The sequence below is a fragment of the Methanoculleus sp. UBA291 genome (assembly GCF_002499755.1).
Lineage (GTDB): Archaea > Halobacteriota > Methanomicrobia > Methanomicrobiales > Methanoculleaceae > Methanoculleus > Methanoculleus palmolei.
In genome coordinates, this window is sequence record NZ_DANC01000021.1 from 1 (window position 1) to 15921 (window position 15921).

A 15921-nucleotide genomic window follows, 5' to 3' on the forward strand; every position below is an offset into this window, starting at 1 on the left:
TGCTCAATATACCGGGACGCCGGAACTGGAAGCACCAGACCGGGCCAGGTATGGCATATACGATGCCGTAACCGGTGAGTTGACCCGACAGAAAGAGAGAAGACCAAAACAATACGAATGTGCGCAGTGTATGTACTATGATCCTGAGCGTGCCTACTGCACCTATATTTATGCGCCCGTGGATATCCTGTTTGTGTGTCCGCAGGTTCTCGATAATCCCATGCGACGCTGAGTGTTGCGCGACAGCAGCAGAGAACGCGACAGTCGTTACAATCCGGATCAGGTATAGAGACGAGACGCGAACCCCCACCACATCTCGGCCAAGCCGGTAGGAACAGCGGTCTCGTCAGGTTAGGAACAGGTCGTCGAACCCGACAATGCCGGATCACCCAACATTTTTGTATCACTCCTGCCATGGCGTAGCCTGATTGCCATGCCAGGTGCAGACTACATCTACCCAAACGTCACAGAAGTCGCGCAACGGGGAGGACTCCTTGAGCGCTGGCATCTTGCCGAACGGTTCGGCTGCACGTATATCGAAGTTCCCGCCGATTTCATCAAGAACAAAACCGAGGTGGAGCGAACCGGGCAGGAGATCGGCTCCATGCTCAACCGGTCGTCTATCCTGCACCTTTACGAGCAGGATACAGACCTTCCAGGCTCTCTCGACTACGTCATGCACACCGAACCGGCCGTCCCGAGAAGAGATCAGCACCATAGGCAGGTGAAAGCGGCGTTGCGGTGGCGCGACCCGGACTGGGTGATCGCGTTCGGGGACATGCTCCTTGAGATCGAGGACCGTCTGGGCATTCCTCCCGGGATCATCGAGATTCACCCCGGCGACAGGAGGAACGCCCACACCGATATCGTCGCGGCGATGCACACCCTGATCGCCGCCCACTGGAACGCGTTTGGGGCAGAACCCCTGGTGCTGCTTGAGAACAACAAGGACCAGAGCATCTCCACCGGGAGCCAGATCCGTGCGTTCTGGACGACGCTCAAGAATGTCCACCCGGAGATCGCCGGACTTGCCGGGATCGCCCTTGACCCCTGGAACCTCTACGCCGCCGAAGGAGAAGATTTTCCGGAAGCGCTCCGGCAGGTCCCGCGCGAGGCCCTGCGGGCCTTTCACATTCACAACAACCTTGCCCCTCCGTCGATGACCGATCCGATACCCTGGCGGCAGGTATTCTCGGTGATCGGCGGCCTTCCCGACACGCCCTGCATCAAACCCGCGGTCTACCGGAAGAACATGGTTTTCGGGGCGATTGCCTTCTGCGAGGAGATGCTTGCCGCCCCAGAGACGCTCTCTCCCGAGCCGCCGGCATGAGATTGGGGGCGACGGCGGTTTACCGAGATCCAGGCCACCGGGCCGGGCCAACATTCATAACGTTAAACCGCCAGAAGGTGCCGCATGAAACTGATAGCAGCCCCTGAGTTCCCCGCAGGCGTTGAGTGGCTCAATACCAATCGCCCGCTCTCCGTCCGCGACCTTGCAGGCAGGATTGTGCTGCTCTCTTTTCAGACGTTTGCCTGCTCAAACTGCATACGCCTGGCACCGGAGGTCCGGCACCTCCAGGATAACCACCCGGACCTGGTAGTTATTGAAGTTCATTCACCAGGGTTTGAGTCCGGCGCGGTTGCCGGGAACCTCCGCGAGGCGGTTCGCCGCGCCGGAGTACGTGGTCCCATCGTCGTCGACCCCGATCGTCTCCTCTGGCAGGCCTTCGGGGTCCGGGACTGGCCGACCCTTATCCTCATCGACCCGGAGGGGAACATAGTCGGGAAGACCACCGGAGAGGGGCTATCTGGGAGGCTCGACCTGAAGATCGACCTGATAGTGAAAGAGTTCGAGCAGCGCGGTTTATTGGCAAGGGGGCCGTTGCAGTCCGGAGCCGATCGGGAGACGGCGCGGGAGGGGACCCTTTACCACCCCGCCAAGATCGCAGCGGACCATGCGGGGGCACGGCTCTTTATAAGCGATACCGGCCACCATCGGATAATCGTCGCCGACAAAGCAGGAAAGATTCTGGAGACAATCGGCTCCGGAGCCGCCGGAAACGCCGACGGGTTGTTTCAGGAGGCGGCTTTCTACCTGCCGGAGGGCCTCGCCTTCGATGAGGAGGCGGGAACTCTCTACGTTGCAGATACCGGGAACCACATGATCCGGCAGGTTTTCTGGCCCGACCGGCGGGTGACGACGGTCGCCGGGACCGGACTTGCCGCCCCCTCGCCCGGTGAAGGCGGACCGGGTACCGATGTAGCGCTGAACGCGCCCCGGGACCTCGTGCTGATGGGCGGCTATCTCTATATCGCAATGGCCGGGGGGAACCAGATCTGGCGGCTGGATCTGGCCGCCCGCACAATAGAACCATACGCCGGGTCGGGCCTGGAGGCCCTGGTCGACGGCCCGTTTCCAAAGGCCGCTTTCGCCGGACCCGCCGGCATCGTCGCCGACGGCGAGGTGCTCTACGTAGCCGACAGCGGGGCTTCGGCGATCCGGCGGATAAAGCGGGGGATGGTCGAGACGTCCATAGGGCACTCGCTGGAAGACTTCGGCGACCTTGACACCATCGCCGGGATGGCCCGTATCCGTCACCCGAAGGGTATAGCCTACCGGGACGGGGCGGTCTACATCGCCGATACCGAAAACCATAAGATCAAGCAGTTCGACCCGGGCACCGGCTGGGTTCTCACCATAATCGGGAACGGCAGCCGCGGCCACCGGGATGGACTGTCGGGGGACGCGAAACTGAACGAGCCGGACGGCCTGGTCGATTTCGGAGGGCTCTGGTATATCGCCGATACCGGCAACCATGCCGTCAGGGTCTACGACCCGGTGCGCCACGTGGTCTCGACCATGAGACTCTGGAAGTAAAGTGCCCCGGGAGCTCGGGTTCCCGGGCTCTTCTGCCGGTTCCGGAGACAATGAGTTAGAAGGAAAGGTTTGAGTATACAGCCCACAGAGGAGCCATGAGAGCGAAGTACGCACTATTCATAGCCGTTCTGGTTCTCGGGGCGGCGGCCCTCGCCTGCGGCTGCACGGACCCGTCGGAGGACGGCGACCGAAACCAGACGGACGGCACGGCTGCCGCAACGCAGATGGGCGTGAACCTGACAATCGGTGAGGTGCTGGTCGGGGACGGGAACTTCTCGGCATTTACCCGCGCTATCGATGCAGCCGGGCTTGAGAGAGTTCTCGCCGGGCCTGGACCGTATACAGTTTTTGCACCCACCGATGAAGCATTTTCCCGGCTTCCCGAGGCGGTGATGCAAGACCTCTCAAACGACCCGAAGGGCAATCTCGCCGAGGTCCTGCTCTACCACATGGCTCCGGGAACCTATACGAGAGCCGAACTCGCCACGAATGGTACCATCGCAACGGTACAGGGCAACTCAATCTCTGTCGATGCCGACGGCAAGAACATAACGGTGAACGGAGTAGAGATCATCCGGGTCGATATACAGGCTATAAACGGCGTCATTCACGCCATTGATACGGTTATGGTCCCATCCGGCGTTACCCTGTCGGGACAGAACGAGACCGCCGCAAACGTGACGATGAACGTCACCGGCTGAAAGATTGCCTGCCCCGGACGCCCTTTCTGCGGCGCATACGAATTGCATTCGTGCCTGGAGATGTATCCGCATAAAGACCGATTTGATCGCGGATTGTAAAAGAAGCAGCCAATTACGGCTCTGTTGAGACCATATTTTGGTTCCGGAAGTCGTGAAGGCTGAAGGTCTTCAGTGTGCGGCAGGCTGAGCGGTCAAAACGAGAATGTACCGTGTAGCAGACGGAGAACCATCGCCACGGGAGAACGACTGCTAGTCCGGCAGAAACTCGAGCACGGAGGATGTGAGGAGAGGCTGACGGGGAGTGCAATACGCGGAACGCCCGAATCTTGAGAAACCTGAAGGATTTCGAGGGAAGCATCCCTCTCCCCTCACAGGGTCCCCATCCGAAATCCGTGTCAGGGCCGCAATCGACTCTCCAGAGAGGGTTTCAACAGGGGTCCATAACAACAGTTTTCCCGCGACCGCACAAACAGATGAGTCACCGTCGCCATCAGGGAGAACTCCCGACCCTCCCGGCATCGATCGTGAACGCTTATGCCTCGTTTTAACCTCAGTCCGTCGCTCATCGGCTGGTTCTTCTACCACGACTGCGAGCGCCACCTCCGCTACCACGCAACCCCGAGAGAGGAACGGGAGGCCGCCGGTATCCCGGCAGGCGCGATGGACCATAGCCCGGTGACGCAGGCCCTCCTGGATGCAGGAATCCGGTGGGAGGAAGAGGTCGTCCGTATGAAACTCGCAGGACATGTGCAGCTCCCGGCCGGGACCGGCCCCCTCTCCGGACGGTCGTTCTCTATCGAGGAGAGTTTCAACCTCCTCCCCCGGTTATCCCCGGGAGAGGCAATCTACCAGTCAACCATCCCGGTCTCGGTCCACTTCCTGCGCAACTACGGCATCAACCCGGAGGTGTACCGGTTCTCCCCCTGCCGCCCCGACCTCATCCGGCTGGATGGCAGGGGCGACGGGGGGCCGCATCTCTCGGTCATCGATATCAAGGCAAGCGAGGACCTCAGCGTCAGCCACCGGGTCCAGGCGACGCTGTATGCCCTGATCCTCGATCACGCCCTCCGCCTGCTCGGGATCGACCTCCCGGTCAACCTCGCCCGGGCAGGGATCTGGCTGTACGGGGACGACGAACCCAGACCGTTTGACCTGCACCTCAACATCCGGGTGATCGAGGACTTCTTCCGCCATCGCCTTCCGGTTATCTTTGCCGGCCCGCCGGGGGACGTGCCCTGGCACCTCACGGCACGATGCGAGTCCTGCGAATACTACGCGTGCTGCCGCAAGGAAGCGGAAGTTTCCGCCTCTGTCTCGCAGATTCCGGGCCTTTCATCCGTCGGGCGACGCTACCTCCGGGAAGCCCCGTGGGACCCCGGTCTCTCCATCAACACGCTTCCCGACCTCGAAGAGTTTCTCCGGGACCCCGAGAACGACCGGCACCTGGACAACTGCGGGTCGCTTGCAGATCAGGGCGACCGCCTGCGGGCGACCGTCCGGGCGCTCCGGACGGGAGAGGTCATCGCGCTCGCCGCAAGATCGCCGGCCCTCCCTGTCTACGAAGATATCGGTATCGTTCTCACGCTCCAGAAAGACCCCGTCTCCGGCCGGATATACGCTCTCGGGTTCCGGCGCTTCAAGGGCGAGGCGGTCTACGGAACGCCCTCAAACGAAGTTATCTCCGTCGCCCGGAACCCCGACGACTGCAACCGGGTGAGGCGGGAGTTTGTCCGGGCGCTCGCCGGAGAACTTGCAGCCGTCCACGAGTATAACCAGGGCCGGGAATGGACAGGGCAGAAGTCGGTGCAGACCTACGTCTACGACACTTACGAAGAGGAACTCTTCACCAGACTGCTCGACGACGCAATCAGGGACCCCGAAACGGCGGAAGATGCCCTGCGGCTGCGGTTTTACTACCAGGACCCCGGCATTGCTATCGGGTCCAGCCACCCGTCAACATCGATCCCGTTCCCTCTCGTCGTCCTGACGCGCGAGATCCGGCGACTGCTTGCGCTCCCCGTCCCGTTCACCCTCCGTCTGCCGGAGGTCCTTGCGGCAATCCCCTCTTCCCGTTTCGCATACCGGCTCGATCCGGGCACTCTCTTCTGGAACGAGCACAGCAACGCGCTCAAGAGCGACGCCATCATCATGGCGTGGCAGGGAACAAAGCCGGAAGCCGCAGACTGGGTCCGGCAGGAGATGTCGCGGCGTCTGCTTTCAGCGGGGAGCGTCCTCGACGGACTCCGTGAACGGGTTAAACCCGGCCTCGTGCGCTGGGCGGAGAATTTCCGGTTTCCGCGCCCGTGGGATGCCGCGGCACCTGAGATATCGCGCCTCCTCTTCATCGTAGAGTACGAATCGACCCTGGGTGCCCGGAAGGTGCAGGAACTGCGCAGCAAGCCGTGGCCGGTTCGGGTCCGGGACGGGATCAGCATCCCCGTCCGGAAGAGCGAAGGGAACTTCTGGAAGGTGCTCGGTCCCCTGGACCTTGCGCTCTTCGAGCAATCGCAGGCGTTCAGCTACCTCCTCATCCCTCGCGGCGAAGCAGGCGAAGAGGCCATGATCGCGTTCGACGACCTCCGCTACCGGAGCAGTCCGAACCCCGGGACGAGCGGAGTCTGCTTCGCCAGGGTCCGGGACACCATCGTCGACCGGAAGGCGGGTCAGGTCCGGGGACTTGTCCTGGAGGTGACGTACGGCCGGGAGATCGCACCTTTCGCGGAGGGCGACCTCGCGGTGCTGCACCCCCGTTTCACCGACTTTATCGTGGCGCACTACGTCGACCGCCTCCTCACCCTGGACGGACAGCCGGATAACACGTTCATCCGCCTCCTCCGCGACCCGCAGGGGTTCGCCGCCCCGGTCGTTGAACCCGAGGGACTCGTCGCCGATGCAGAACGGCTCGCCGCCGGCGCCGGGTTCACGCAGAGCCAGGCCGGGGCGTTCCGCCACCTGATGAGAGACCGGCTGACACTGGTCTGGGGGCCGCCCGGAACCGGGAAGACGCATTTTCTCGCGACGGCCATCCTCCTGCTCGTCAAAGCACGGAGGCTGCATGGAAAACGGGTCCGGGTCGGTGTCGCAGCGTGCACCCACGCTGCGATCGAGAACCTGCTCGTCAAGGTGCAGGAGTCCGTCGATGAGTTCGATCTCGCCGCCGACTTCCCCATCTACAAGTTAAAGGGCGCCAGAACAGCCGGAGGGGAGCGGAGCCTTGCGGTGCTGCCCCATGATCGGGCCGATACCGTCGTCGGCTACCCGTCCCTCCTCCTCGGCGGGACGGTGCACAGTTTCGGCAAACTCGAGAAGTCCCTCCCGTCTCTCGACCTCCTGATCGTCGACGAAGCGTCGCAGATGAGACCAACCGACCTTGCAATGGTGCTCCCGATGCTTGCCGAGGGGGGCCGTCTCATTCTCGCGGGCGACGACCTGCAGCTTCCCCCGGTCGTCCAGGGGGAGTACCCGCTACCGGAGGACGGCCTCCCCGGGCTTGAAGACTCCGTCTTTGCCTACCTCCGGCACCGCGACGACCCCGCGCGCCCTGCCTACACCTGCCAGCTCCAGGAGAACTGGAGGATGAACCGCACCCTCTCCTGCTTCCCGGCGGAGACGCTCTACGGCGCCGATTACGCCCCGGCGAACGATACGATCGGGCGGCAGCAAATCGCCCTCGTCCCGGGTCCTCCGGGAGAGGAATGGGTCGAGCAGGTCCTCGATCCGGCATACCCGCTCGTGCTCTGTGTGCTTGAGGGTGTCCGGACGACGGTGGAGAACCAGATCGAGGCAGCGCTGGTTACCAGCCTTGTCGGAGCGCTCCGGGAGAAGCTCATCGACCCTCAGTCGGGTAAGCCGTATCCGGCAACGGGGGAAGGAGACTTCCTCTTCTGGCGGCGCGGGCTCTTCATCGTCAGCCCGCACCATGCCCAGATCGGCGCAATTCGGAGTCGCCTTGACAGGATGCGGGCATGGGAGTATCCGCCGTTCGTGGACACCGTCGACAGTATGCAGGGACAGGAAGCAGAGGCGGTTATCGTCAGTTACGGCGTAAGCGACGTCGAGACCGCTCTTGCAGAGGCCGAGTTCATCTACAGCAGAAACCGCCTGAACGTTTCGCTGACCCGGGGACGGTCGAAATGCATCGTTTTTCTGCCCCGGCCGCTGCTGGAGCCGCCGCTCGACCTCGTACAGAACGAGAAGGCGGCAACCGGCCTTCGGCACATGCTCGACCTCCAGGAGTTCTGCCGGGACCACGGAAAGGAACGGACGTTCGACCTGGATGGGGCGGCAGGCGCCCGGCTCACCGTGATGCGGGCGCGGGTGGAGGGAGGTTCCCACCTCGTGCACGGATCTCCATCGGATATTGCAACCGGAGAAAGGGCCTGACGCAATCCGGTTTACCGGGACGGTCGGGAAAATTCCAGTTTCCGCCATCATCCCGGGGCTTTGATCTCCGGCAAGCGCGAAGGGGACGCTTTGGGCAGGAAAGTGTCGGACCTGCCATTCTCAGCGCTATTAACGTCCCATCCCCGACCCAACCTATTTCCCCGGGTCGGACCAAACAGATGGTGTGATCGGCAGTCTCGACCCCGACCAGAACGCACGCGAACGCGACATCCTTGCCGCCATCCGGGAGCAGGGAGCCACCCTGGAGACCATGGGCCTCTTTCAGGACCTTATTCTCTCCCATTACCGGGCTCACGGCCGCGACCTTCCCTGGAGGCAGACCACCGACCCTTACCGTATCCTCGTCTCCGAGATCATGCTCCAGCAGACGCAGGTCGAGCGGGTCGCCGTAAAATACCCGGAGTTTATCGAGCAGTTCCCGAATTTTGAGAGTCTTGCCCGCGCACCGAAGAGCGAGGTGCTGCGTGTCTGGCAGGGCATGGGTTACAACCGCCGGGCAATCGCGCTCCAGAAAGCCGCCGAGCGCGTGGTGGAGGAGAACGGCGGCCGGCTCCCGGCGGATGTCGAGGCGCTTGCAGCCCTCCCCGGCATCGGGAAGGCGACCGCGTCGGCAATTGTCGCGTACGCGTTCAACATGCCTGTCGTCTATATCGAGACGAACATCCGGCGAATCTTCATCCACTTCTTCTTCCAGGGCCGGGAGGGCGTGCGGGACGACGCTATCCTCCCGCTCGTCGAGCAGGCGCTCTACCGGGAGAACCCCGGGGAGTGGTATAGCGCATTAATGGACTACGGCACGATCCTGAAGAAGCGGACGGCAAACCCGAACCGGCGGAGCGCGTCCTACACCCGGCAGAGCCGATTCGAGGGGTCCGACCGGCAGGTCAGGGGCCGGATACTCGCGCTCGTTCTTGATGAGGGGGCGGTCACCGAGGAGCAGGTGATACTCCGGGTCTGCGAGAATCCCGGACGGGTAAGAAAGATCCTTGGTGACCTCGCGCGGGAAGGGTTCGTCGCCGAGAGCGAAGGGACCTATACCTGCAGGTAATGGGGGAAGAACGCTTCAGGGCGCAGCGATATCGATTGTCGGAGGGACAAGCGCCGCGCGGATGGCATGACAGATGCCGTTCGTGCAGAACGCGTCGGCCTCGACGATGGGGACGCTGTTGACGGTGATGCCCCGGTCGGACGACCGTATGACCAGGTCGGTCCCGAGGCTCGACCTGACGGCAGTGACGCTCCGGAGGTCCTCGGAAGTGAACTGCCCCGGCACCACGTGGTAACTCACGATCAGGAGAAGTTTATCCGGGTCCTGCCGGAGTTCGTCCATCCGGTCCTTCCGGACCCGCATAAACGCCTCGTCCGTAGGGACGAAGACGGTAAACGGTCCTCTTTCGCGGAGCATCGGCTCCATGCCAGCAATTCGGACCAGTTCGAGAAACGTCGTGAGACTCCCGGAGTCTTCCAGGGTAGTAATGATGTTCTTCATACTGCTCTTCTCCACGCACACCACTACCCCTGCAGGATTATTTATACGTTCTCCCGGAGCCGGCCCTGCCGGCAACCGTATCGGCAACAGGAGGCCGGAGCAGAGCGTGGACCGCGTGGCAGATCCCGTTTGTGCACCACGCATCGGACTCCACGACCGGCACGTTGTTGACCAGCACCCCCTCCGGGGCGATGTCCACGGTCAGGTCTTCCCCCTGGAGCGAACGCAGGGCCCGTATGCCGAGCAGGTCGATCATAGAATGCACCCCCGGGACGATATGGTAATTCAGCAGATCGGCGAGCCGGTCGGCATTCTCCCGGATTGTGGCGAGGTCCGATACTGCCCGCAATGCATCGTCGTCAGGAACAAAGAGCGTATAGGGCCCTTCGGCGCTCAACCGCCCTTCCATGCCGGCGGCCCGTACCAGGTCGAGGAACGTGGTAAATGAATCCGATTCACGCAGGGTCGCAAGGATGTTCTTCATGAAGGCCAACTCCCGCCGGGAGTATATAAAAATACGGGCGGTTCCTCACGGCCCCGTGGGTCTATCGCATGGAAGAAAGACACCCCGTAGGGTCCCTGTATCCGAAACGGCGTTTTACCATTCCAAGATCGGAAGTCCCCGAGTCAGGCCGGTCTCTTCACCCGCGCCGCAACGGCGCGCGGCAGGAGCACCCGGTCGATGATGTGGTAGATGCCGTTCGTGCACTCAATATCTGGCTCGACAACGGTGGCGTCGTTCAGCCGAATCGCTGCCGGAGGCCCCGTGATATCCAGGTGTTCCCCCTGCAGGGTGGCAATCGCCTCCAGCTGTCCGAGTTCACGCACAGTGAGTTTGCCCCTGACGATGTGATACGCGATCATATCCGCGAGTCTCTCCCGGTCCTTCAGGACAGCGTCCAGCACCTCTGCGGAAAACGCGGAATACGCCTCATTCGTCGGGAAAAACGCCGTATACTCGCCCTCCCCCCGGAGGATCTCCTCCATCCCTCCAGCCTGTATCATCCTCGTGGAGATGCTCAGCCGGCTGTCTTCCCGGTTTGTCTCAAAGATACTCTTCATCGATGATCCACCTACGGACACCGGGGGTACTTTGATGGATATATAAAATTGCATTCATAATAACGACAGGTCCCGGGGGCGGACTGCCAGCCCCCGGAAGGACGGCGACAGAAAGAAAAAGGGTATTCTGGTCCGGGTTTAGTCCGCTGCGTATGCTTCGTAAGCCTGGGCGAGCGTCGCAAAGGGGACGCCGTCAAGGACGTGGAGGACGCCGTTATCGGCCTGCACGTCTCCCTCAAGCACGAGGGCCTCATCCACCTGGGTGCCCTTCCCGGTCTTCCGGACCATGATGGAGTTTCCTTCGGCGGTCTTCACGACATTCTTTGCCAGCAGCGTATCGAGCTTGCACGCATGGTTGCGGATGGTGAAGAAGTCGATGAGATGCGAGAGCATCTGCTTATCGTTTAAGATCATTGCCCGGTTTGGTTCGGGGATCGCATCCCACGCCGAGTCGACCGGAGCAAAGAACGTCATCGGCCCCTCCCCCTGCAGCACCGCATCTTCGCCGAGCGTCTGAATGATCGTGACAAGCCGGCTGAACCTTCCATCGCTCTTTAACGTATCAAAGATCTTCGCCATATCAGGCACCTTCCTGTAAGGGCCCTTCGTAGGTTATTGTATATATTGATTATTATACAAATGTTAAGATACAAATGAGGGAGAGAATAACGACCCGGGTAAAATGCCGGCCCGATTGACCGAAGACGCCGGAGCACCGCCTGGCTGTGCTCCTCAGGGGGTCCCGCCGGTCAGGTCACGGATATACCGGTTAAGGAGTTCGAGCGCCTCCCACTCCCGGGGGCCGCCGCACTTCCGGGCAAGGCCGGTATGGTGTTTGACCAGTTGTCCGAGCCACGGATCGCGGTTCCTGATATAGCGGGTGGCATGGACCGTCGCTTCAACGATGCTCGAAAACCCCCGGTTCACCGGGTGCAACCGCAGGTCAAGCACCTCCTCGCGGAAGGGGACGAGCCGAACGGTGATCGCCTCGTCGCTCGACCGTTCCACATCGGCGACGAACGCGGCCCAGGCCTCCACGTCGCGAAGACGAGAGACGACCCGCCCATCGATCTTCTCCATAACGAAGGCCTCCGGAGGCAGGTCATCAAAAGTGGTCCGGACGTAGAGCACCGGGTCAAAGATGAAGTTCGCCACCACCCAGCGGTCCCGGGCGATATTCCTCGCCGTATGACTCCCCCGGAAGAGAACCATGTGCAGGGAGCCGCTCCGGTTGATGATCCCCATAGGTGCGGCGTTGCAGTCGGTGGTCGCAATCACTTCGTTGATCCCCTCGCTCAACAGTCCCACTGCCATCCCTCCCCGAGCGCCACGTAAATTCCGGCGATGGTGATATCGGCAAGCGAACCCGGGTTGATACCCTCCCGGATGCATTCGGCGTCGAAGGCAGCGAGATCGCGCCCTCCGTCAAGTACTTCGGCCGCACACCGCATCGTCTTCTCAGCCGTCTCCATCCCGTGCTTCTTTGCAATGAAGGTGTCGGGCTCCGAAGCAAGGAGGTCGAGGAACGCCTTGACGATTGCCTCCCGTCCGTGCCCGTGCGCATGGAGCAGGTCGGCGCTTCGGCGTGTCAGGCGGAATCCGTTCGTCCACTCCCGGGCAACCATATCCCGGGGCGCCGAGTAAGCCATGATGTCGGCAAGCGTCATGCCCCGTTCCCGGATCGCAGCAACCGAAGCCGGGTCGTTCACGTCCAGATCGTCGCGCTCCGCCATCCGGACATTGGTGAGGCCGAACGCCGCGTAGAAATCGACCGCATCTTCGACGTCGGTCCCGGCGACAACCCGCAACGCCCCGTCGATATCCTCCCCGAGGACGAGCGGGATGAGAAGAATGAACGCTCCGAAGTGGGTGTTTCCCCCGGCGTAACCGCTGGTGAGCCGGACCGCCTCCCGGATCAGTCGCCCGACCCGGCCGCCGGTCTTCTCGGCCGCATCAAAAGCAGGTCTCGCGAGGATCGTTGAAGCGAGGAAGTGCTCGAGACGGGTGCCGGAATAGTCGTGGCACCGGTCAACGTTCCCTGGTTTCGGGTAGGCGCAGACCTCGAGCATCATCGCCATCTGGGCCTGTTCAGCTCGATTCATCGGCGGTCTCTTTTTCATCGAATATCCTGTGCATAATCTTCTCGGAGAGACGGTGCTTGCAGCGCATGTACTCCCGCGCAGAGAGGCCCACATTCTCAAGCGTCATGTTCCGGAACATGCAGGGCGAACTGATCTTGCAGCACCAGGCGAGGCTCCCGAAACAGGTGGTCTTCCCGTTTTCGAGTGCCGTTCCCTTCACCGCCTCCTGCTTGAGTTTCAGGTACTCTTTCCGGGAGAGCCCGATCCTCTCGAGGGTCGGGATGAGCGGGCAGGCCTTCACCGGCATACAGCAGAAAGCGAGCGCCCGGATGTCGCCGCCGCGGCAGAGTTGCTTCGGAGCGTTGTACCAGCCGCCTTCATCGGCGGCCCGGGTTATGGCGGCATCAAGACCCGCAAGCGTCCAGGGGTCGGATTTTCGAGCGAGCGAGACGAGGTCCGCCCCGTGAGAGAAGGCGTCCATCGCCCGGTCGAACGTGTTGATGGAGTTGTTTGCGATGAGCGTCAGGGGCGAAGCGTTGCGGATCTGGCGGAGTTTGTTGTGCCCATAGTCCATCAGGTCCACGTGGAGGATATCCGCTCCCGCCTTCCAGACGGTGCGGGCGAGGTCGGCGTCATTGGCCGCAACACCGGCACGGACCTTCACTGAGACGGTCACATCTTCCGCTTTTAAGGCCCGGATGATCTCGACGAGGGCGTCCGGGTGATGGAGGAGATACTCGCCGCATCCGGCGTTAAGCATCGGCGACTGCCGGCAGTGGGCGTCAATCTCGTAAACCACGCGGTCTTCAAACGCGCTCGCGACCCCGGCGTAGGCAGCGGGGGTGCTGCCGCGAAGGTTGATGCCAGCGACGACGCTGCTCTCTTTCAGGGCGTCGATCTCATGCCCCAGCGCTTCGATGGGATCGGCATACAGGAATTCTTTGCGGCCATCCTCCGCCATCCGCCGGCTCACTTCAAGGGTAGGGCCGTCAATGGAGTAGCCGCCGATAAAGGCGACCCCGACGTGAGCCGCGCGCTCAAGAACGTAGGCCGCATCCACGATCCCGGCCATGGACGCGATAGCCACCGGTGTTTTCACGACCTGATCGTTTATGAGAAGTTCAAAACGATCATATGCTTCCATCATCTTCCCGATCCGTTGGTGGTGAGAGCGGATATTGATTTGTATCGAGCCCCGGGAGGTCATACTCCTCATCGGAACGGGTAAGCGCACAACAGAGCCGAAAATCGTCGATCGAGATACCAGGCGCGCTGCCGTAGTATCCGAGCACCGTGCTCCAGGGCATGAGATACGCCTCTTTTGCCCTCCCCGCACCGAACCGGAACTCGACGGCAAGGAATCCGCGGCGTCCGGTCTTCCGGATGAAGTCCGTGATCGCATCGACCTGGTGAACATTGTTTCTGTCGGAGTGGAAGTGCTGGGTGAAGTAAAGTTTCTTTCCCGATATCGACTTGCACTCGATGGCAAGGTAGTAGCGGGGGTCGAGAGAATCGACAAGTACATCGACGTACTGGGTATTGAACTTGCTCTGTTTGAGCCGGTAGGCAAATCCCTGCATCTTTCGGTGGGCGAAAAACCGGTTGACGCAGGAAGTGATCGCCCGTTCGAAATTATCCATCCATTAGAGGTTTAGGAACGGTCCCATAAAAACAATCGGTAATTATTTTAAGGTCCTCTCGTAGTACCTTGTAACATATGAGTAAAAAAGGGATGTTACTGATCGGTCACGGGAGCAAACTCCCCTACAATAAGGAACTCATCGAGACCACCGCAAACCTCATCGCCAAAAAAGCCGATGAATATATCGTCAAACCCGGCTTCATGAGCCTCAACACCCCGACGGTGGAGGAGCAACTGGAGGCGTTCCGGGGCGAGGATATCGACATGCTGGTCGTCGTCCCGCTCTTCCTCGCACGGGGCATTCACATCAACCGGGATATTCCCGAACTTCTCGGCCTTCCCGAAGACTCCAGGAGAGGTGAGTTTCGGCTGAACGGCAGGACCGTGCCGCTTGTCTACGCAAACCCTATCGGCAGCGACCCGCTCCTCGCCGAACTGATGCTGAAGAACGCATCCGACGCGATCACCGAACTGAAGGCCTAGGAGCATGCGAATCCTGGTGCTGGACACCATCCACGGCGGGGCGGAACTCGCCGGGGCGCTCCGTGGTGCCGGCCACCAGGTGGACGAGGTGGACGTCTACCGCGGAAAGACCGGCATCCCCGTAGAGGAGGCGCTCGCCCGCACTTACGACCTCGTCACCGCGCCGGTGCACCTCGACCCGGATCACCCCCTCCTCCGGCAGCATGGCCCTGTGGTCTCGCACCACGAGATGGTGAGGCGGGTCCTCGGCGACCGGCTCCTCCCGCACCCCTTCATTGAGATCACCGGGGCGCGGGGGAAGACCACCACCGCCCATGCCCTCGCCTCGCTGCTGCCGGGCCCGGGCATCCTGCACACATCGACCGGGACCTACCGCTACCCGGAGCGGGAACGCCTCTGGAAGAAGAGCATCACGCCCGCTTCATTGATCGCGGCGGCGCGCGAAGCGGAGCGGATAGGGGGCTGGTTGATTGCCGAAGAGTCGCTCGGGGTTACGGCCGCCGGAGACGTGGCGGTGCTGACCTCGACGGAAGACTACCCGATCGCGGCAGGGAAGAAACACGCGATAACGGAGAAATGCCGGCTGCTCTCCCGGGCGAGGACGGTCGTGCTTCCGCCGGGGATCGACCTTCCGGGGCGGACGGTCGTCGCCGACGAGGTCGTGTCCTTCGACGGCGAGACCTGTCGATACGCCGGAAACGGGGTCGCCGGTACCTTCGAAAATCCGCTCTGCACCCTCGTCGGCTACCGTCCGGCGCTCTCGTTCGCGGCCGCGACCGCCTGTGTGCTCGGGATCGATCCTGCGCCGCTTGCGGGGTTCACGGCTCTCTCCGGCAGAATGGCGACCAGATGGGAGGGAAAACGTCTGATCCTCGACAACGCAAACAGCGGGACGAACATGGCCACCACCGTTGAAGCCGCCCGCTATGCGAGGACCCTTGCCGGCGACGGCGCCCTGACGCTCGTCATCGGCGAAGAGGCGCGGGCGATCTGCGAAGGGTTCCCGACGGAGGAGGTCCGGCGGACGGTATCTGCCGTCGACCCGGCGGCGACCGTCTACGTCGGGGAGGCGTGGCCTGGAGAGGAGCATACCGCCGCGACGCTCGAGATGGGGCTGGACCTTGCCCGGGAGATAACCCCGGCGGGAGCAATCGTCCTTGCAGTAAAGACATGGCGATAAT

Annotated in this window: 16 protein-coding genes; 8 read left to right on the top strand and 8 right to left on the bottom strand. The window is 62.0% G+C overall.

Annotated elements, in window-relative coordinates; translation table 11 throughout:
• The 6 genes from BP737_RS04830 to BP737_RS04855 form a co-directional block, all read left to right on the top strand.
• Window positions 1-232: hypothetical protein (locus BP737_RS04830; RefSeq protein ID WP_292410110.1), on the top strand; the 232-nt coding region annotated here is incomplete at its 5' end.
• 201 nt (window positions 233-433) lie between these two features.
• Window positions 434-1330 carry a hypothetical protein gene (locus tag BP737_RS04835; RefSeq protein ID WP_292410112.1) on the top strand — a complete coding sequence of 299 codons (897 nt, stop codon included), beginning with the start codon at window positions 434-436 and terminating at the stop codon, window positions 1328-1330.
• Window positions 1331-1414: 84 nt separating this feature from the next.
• The gene (locus BP737_RS04840; RefSeq protein ID WP_292410114.1) at window positions 1415-2878 is read left to right on the top strand and encodes a redoxin domain-containing protein; all 1464 of its coding nucleotides are present in this window, start codon (window positions 1415-1417) and stop codon (window positions 2876-2878) included.
• A gap of 95 nt (window positions 2879-2973) precedes the next feature.
• Entirely contained in the window at window positions 2974-3579 is a 606-nt protein-coding gene (locus tag BP737_RS04845; protein WP_292410116.1) for a fasciclin domain-containing protein, read from the top strand.
• A gap of 534 nt (window positions 3580-4113) precedes the next feature.
• Window positions 4114-7962, top strand: coding sequence for a bifunctional RecB family nuclease/DEAD/DEAH box helicase (locus BP737_RS04850; protein ID WP_292410118.1), 3849 nt, complete (start codon window positions 4114-4116; stop codon window positions 7960-7962).
• A gap of 184 nt (window positions 7963-8146) precedes the next feature.
• Window positions 8147-9031, top strand: coding sequence for an A/G-specific adenine glycosylase (locus BP737_RS04855; protein WP_342685974.1), 885 nt, complete (start codon window positions 8147-8149; stop codon window positions 9029-9031).
• Between the two features lie 15 nt (window positions 9032-9046).
• On the opposite strand, the gene BP737_RS04860 is transcribed toward BP737_RS04855, so the two are convergent.
• The 8 genes from BP737_RS04860 to BP737_RS04895 all read right to left on the bottom strand — a co-directional run bounded on the left by BP737_RS04860 (window position 9047) and on the right by BP737_RS04895 (window position 14255).
• Window positions 9047-9472 (bottom strand): fasciclin domain-containing protein, encoded by a 426-nt coding sequence (locus BP737_RS04860; RefSeq protein WP_292410122.1) that lies wholly within the window; start codon window positions 9470-9472, stop codon window positions 9047-9049.
• A gap of 37 nt (window positions 9473-9509) precedes the next feature.
• Window positions 9510-9956, bottom strand: coding sequence for a fasciclin domain-containing protein (locus tag BP737_RS04865; protein WP_292410124.1), 447 nt, complete (start codon window positions 9954-9956; stop codon window positions 9510-9512).
• A gap of 143 nt (window positions 9957-10099) precedes the next feature.
• A complete protein-coding gene (locus tag BP737_RS04870; protein ID WP_292410125.1) occupies window positions 10100-10534 on the bottom strand; it encodes a fasciclin domain-containing protein in 435 nt (144 codons plus the stop codon).
• 138 nt (window positions 10535-10672) lie between these two features.
• Window positions 10673-11113, bottom strand: coding sequence for a fasciclin domain-containing protein (locus tag BP737_RS04875; RefSeq protein WP_292410126.1), 441 nt, complete (start codon window positions 11111-11113; stop codon window positions 10673-10675).
• 153 nt (window positions 11114-11266) lie between these two features.
• Entirely contained in the window at window positions 11267-11842 is a 576-nt protein-coding gene (locus BP737_RS04880; RefSeq protein ID WP_342685986.1) for a DUF447 domain-containing protein, read from the bottom strand.
• Entirely contained in the window at window positions 11830-12636 is an 807-nt protein-coding gene (locus BP737_RS04885; RefSeq protein WP_342685975.1) for a triphosphoribosyl-dephospho-CoA synthase, read from the bottom strand. The genes BP737_RS04880 and BP737_RS04885 overlap by 13 nt, the downstream gene beginning before the upstream one ends.
• Window positions 12623-13762 carry a methanogenesis marker 9 domain-containing protein gene (locus BP737_RS04890; RefSeq protein WP_342685976.1) on the bottom strand — a complete coding sequence of 380 codons (1140 nt, stop codon included), beginning with the start codon at window positions 13760-13762 and terminating at the stop codon, window positions 12623-12625. The genes BP737_RS04885 and BP737_RS04890 overlap by 14 nt, the downstream gene beginning before the upstream one ends.
• Window positions 13746-14255 carry a Holliday junction resolvase gene (locus BP737_RS04895; RefSeq protein WP_292410131.1) on the bottom strand — a complete coding sequence of 170 codons (510 nt, stop codon included), beginning with the start codon at window positions 14253-14255 and terminating at the stop codon, window positions 13746-13748. The genes BP737_RS04890 and BP737_RS04895 overlap by 17 nt, the downstream gene beginning before the upstream one ends.
• Window positions 14256-14332: 77 nt before the next feature.
• Here BP737_RS04895 and cfbA point away from each other — a divergent pair, with 77 nt between their 5' ends.
• Window positions 14333-14740, top strand: coding sequence for a sirohydrochlorin nickelochelatase (gene cfbA / locus BP737_RS04900; RefSeq protein ID WP_292410133.1), 408 nt, complete (start codon window positions 14333-14335; stop codon window positions 14738-14740).
• A 4-nt stretch (window positions 14741-14744) separates the two neighbouring features.
• A complete protein-coding gene (gene cfbE, locus BP737_RS04905) occupies window positions 14745-15920 on the top strand; it encodes a coenzyme F430 synthase (RefSeq protein ID WP_292410135.1) in 1176 nt (391 codons plus the stop codon).
• Window position 15921: the final 1 nt, after the last annotated feature.

Coding starts and splice junctions, on each gene's coding strand:
- BP737_RS04835 (WP_292410112.1), top strand. CDS start 434: ATGCCAGGTGCAGACTACATCTACCCAAACGTCACAGAAGTCGCGCAA.
- BP737_RS04840 (WP_292410114.1), top strand. CDS start 1,415: ATGAAACTGATAGCAGCCCCTGAGTTCCCCGCAGGCGTTGAGTGGCTC.
- BP737_RS04845 (WP_292410116.1), top strand. CDS start 2,974: ATGAGAGCGAAGTACGCACTATTCATAGCCGTTCTGGTTCTCGGGGCG.
- BP737_RS04850 (WP_292410118.1), top strand. CDS start 4,114: ATGCCTCGTTTTAACCTCAGTCCGTCGCTCATCGGCTGGTTCTTCTAC.
- BP737_RS04860 (WP_292410122.1), bottom strand. CDS start 9,472: ATGAAGAACATCATTACTACCCTGGAAGACTCCGGGAGTCTCACGACG.
- BP737_RS04865 (WP_292410124.1), bottom strand. CDS start 9,956: ATGAAGAACATCCTTGCGACCCTGCGTGAATCGGATTCATTTACCACG.
- BP737_RS04870 (WP_292410125.1), bottom strand. CDS start 10,534: ATGAAGAGTATCTTTGAGACAAACCGGGAAGACAGCCGGCTGAGCATC.
- BP737_RS04875 (WP_292410126.1), bottom strand. CDS start 11,113: ATGGCGAAGATCTTTGATACGTTAAAGAGCGATGGAAGGTTCAGCCGG.
- BP737_RS04885 (WP_342685975.1), bottom strand. CDS start 12,636: ATGAATCGAGCTGAACAGGCCCAGATGGCGATGATGCTCGAGGTCTGC.
- BP737_RS04890 (WP_342685976.1), bottom strand. CDS start 13,762: ATGATGGAAGCATATGATCGTTTTGAACTTCTCATAAACGATCAGGTC.
- BP737_RS04895 (WP_292410131.1), bottom strand. CDS start 14,255: ATGGATAATTTCGAACGGGCGATCACTTCCTGCGTCAACCGGTTTTTC.
- cfbA (WP_292410133.1), top strand. CDS start 14,333: ATGAGTAAAAAAGGGATGTTACTGATCGGTCACGGGAGCAAACTCCCC.
- cfbE (WP_292410135.1), top strand. CDS start 14,745: ATGCGAATCCTGGTGCTGGACACCATCCACGGCGGGGCGGAACTCGCC.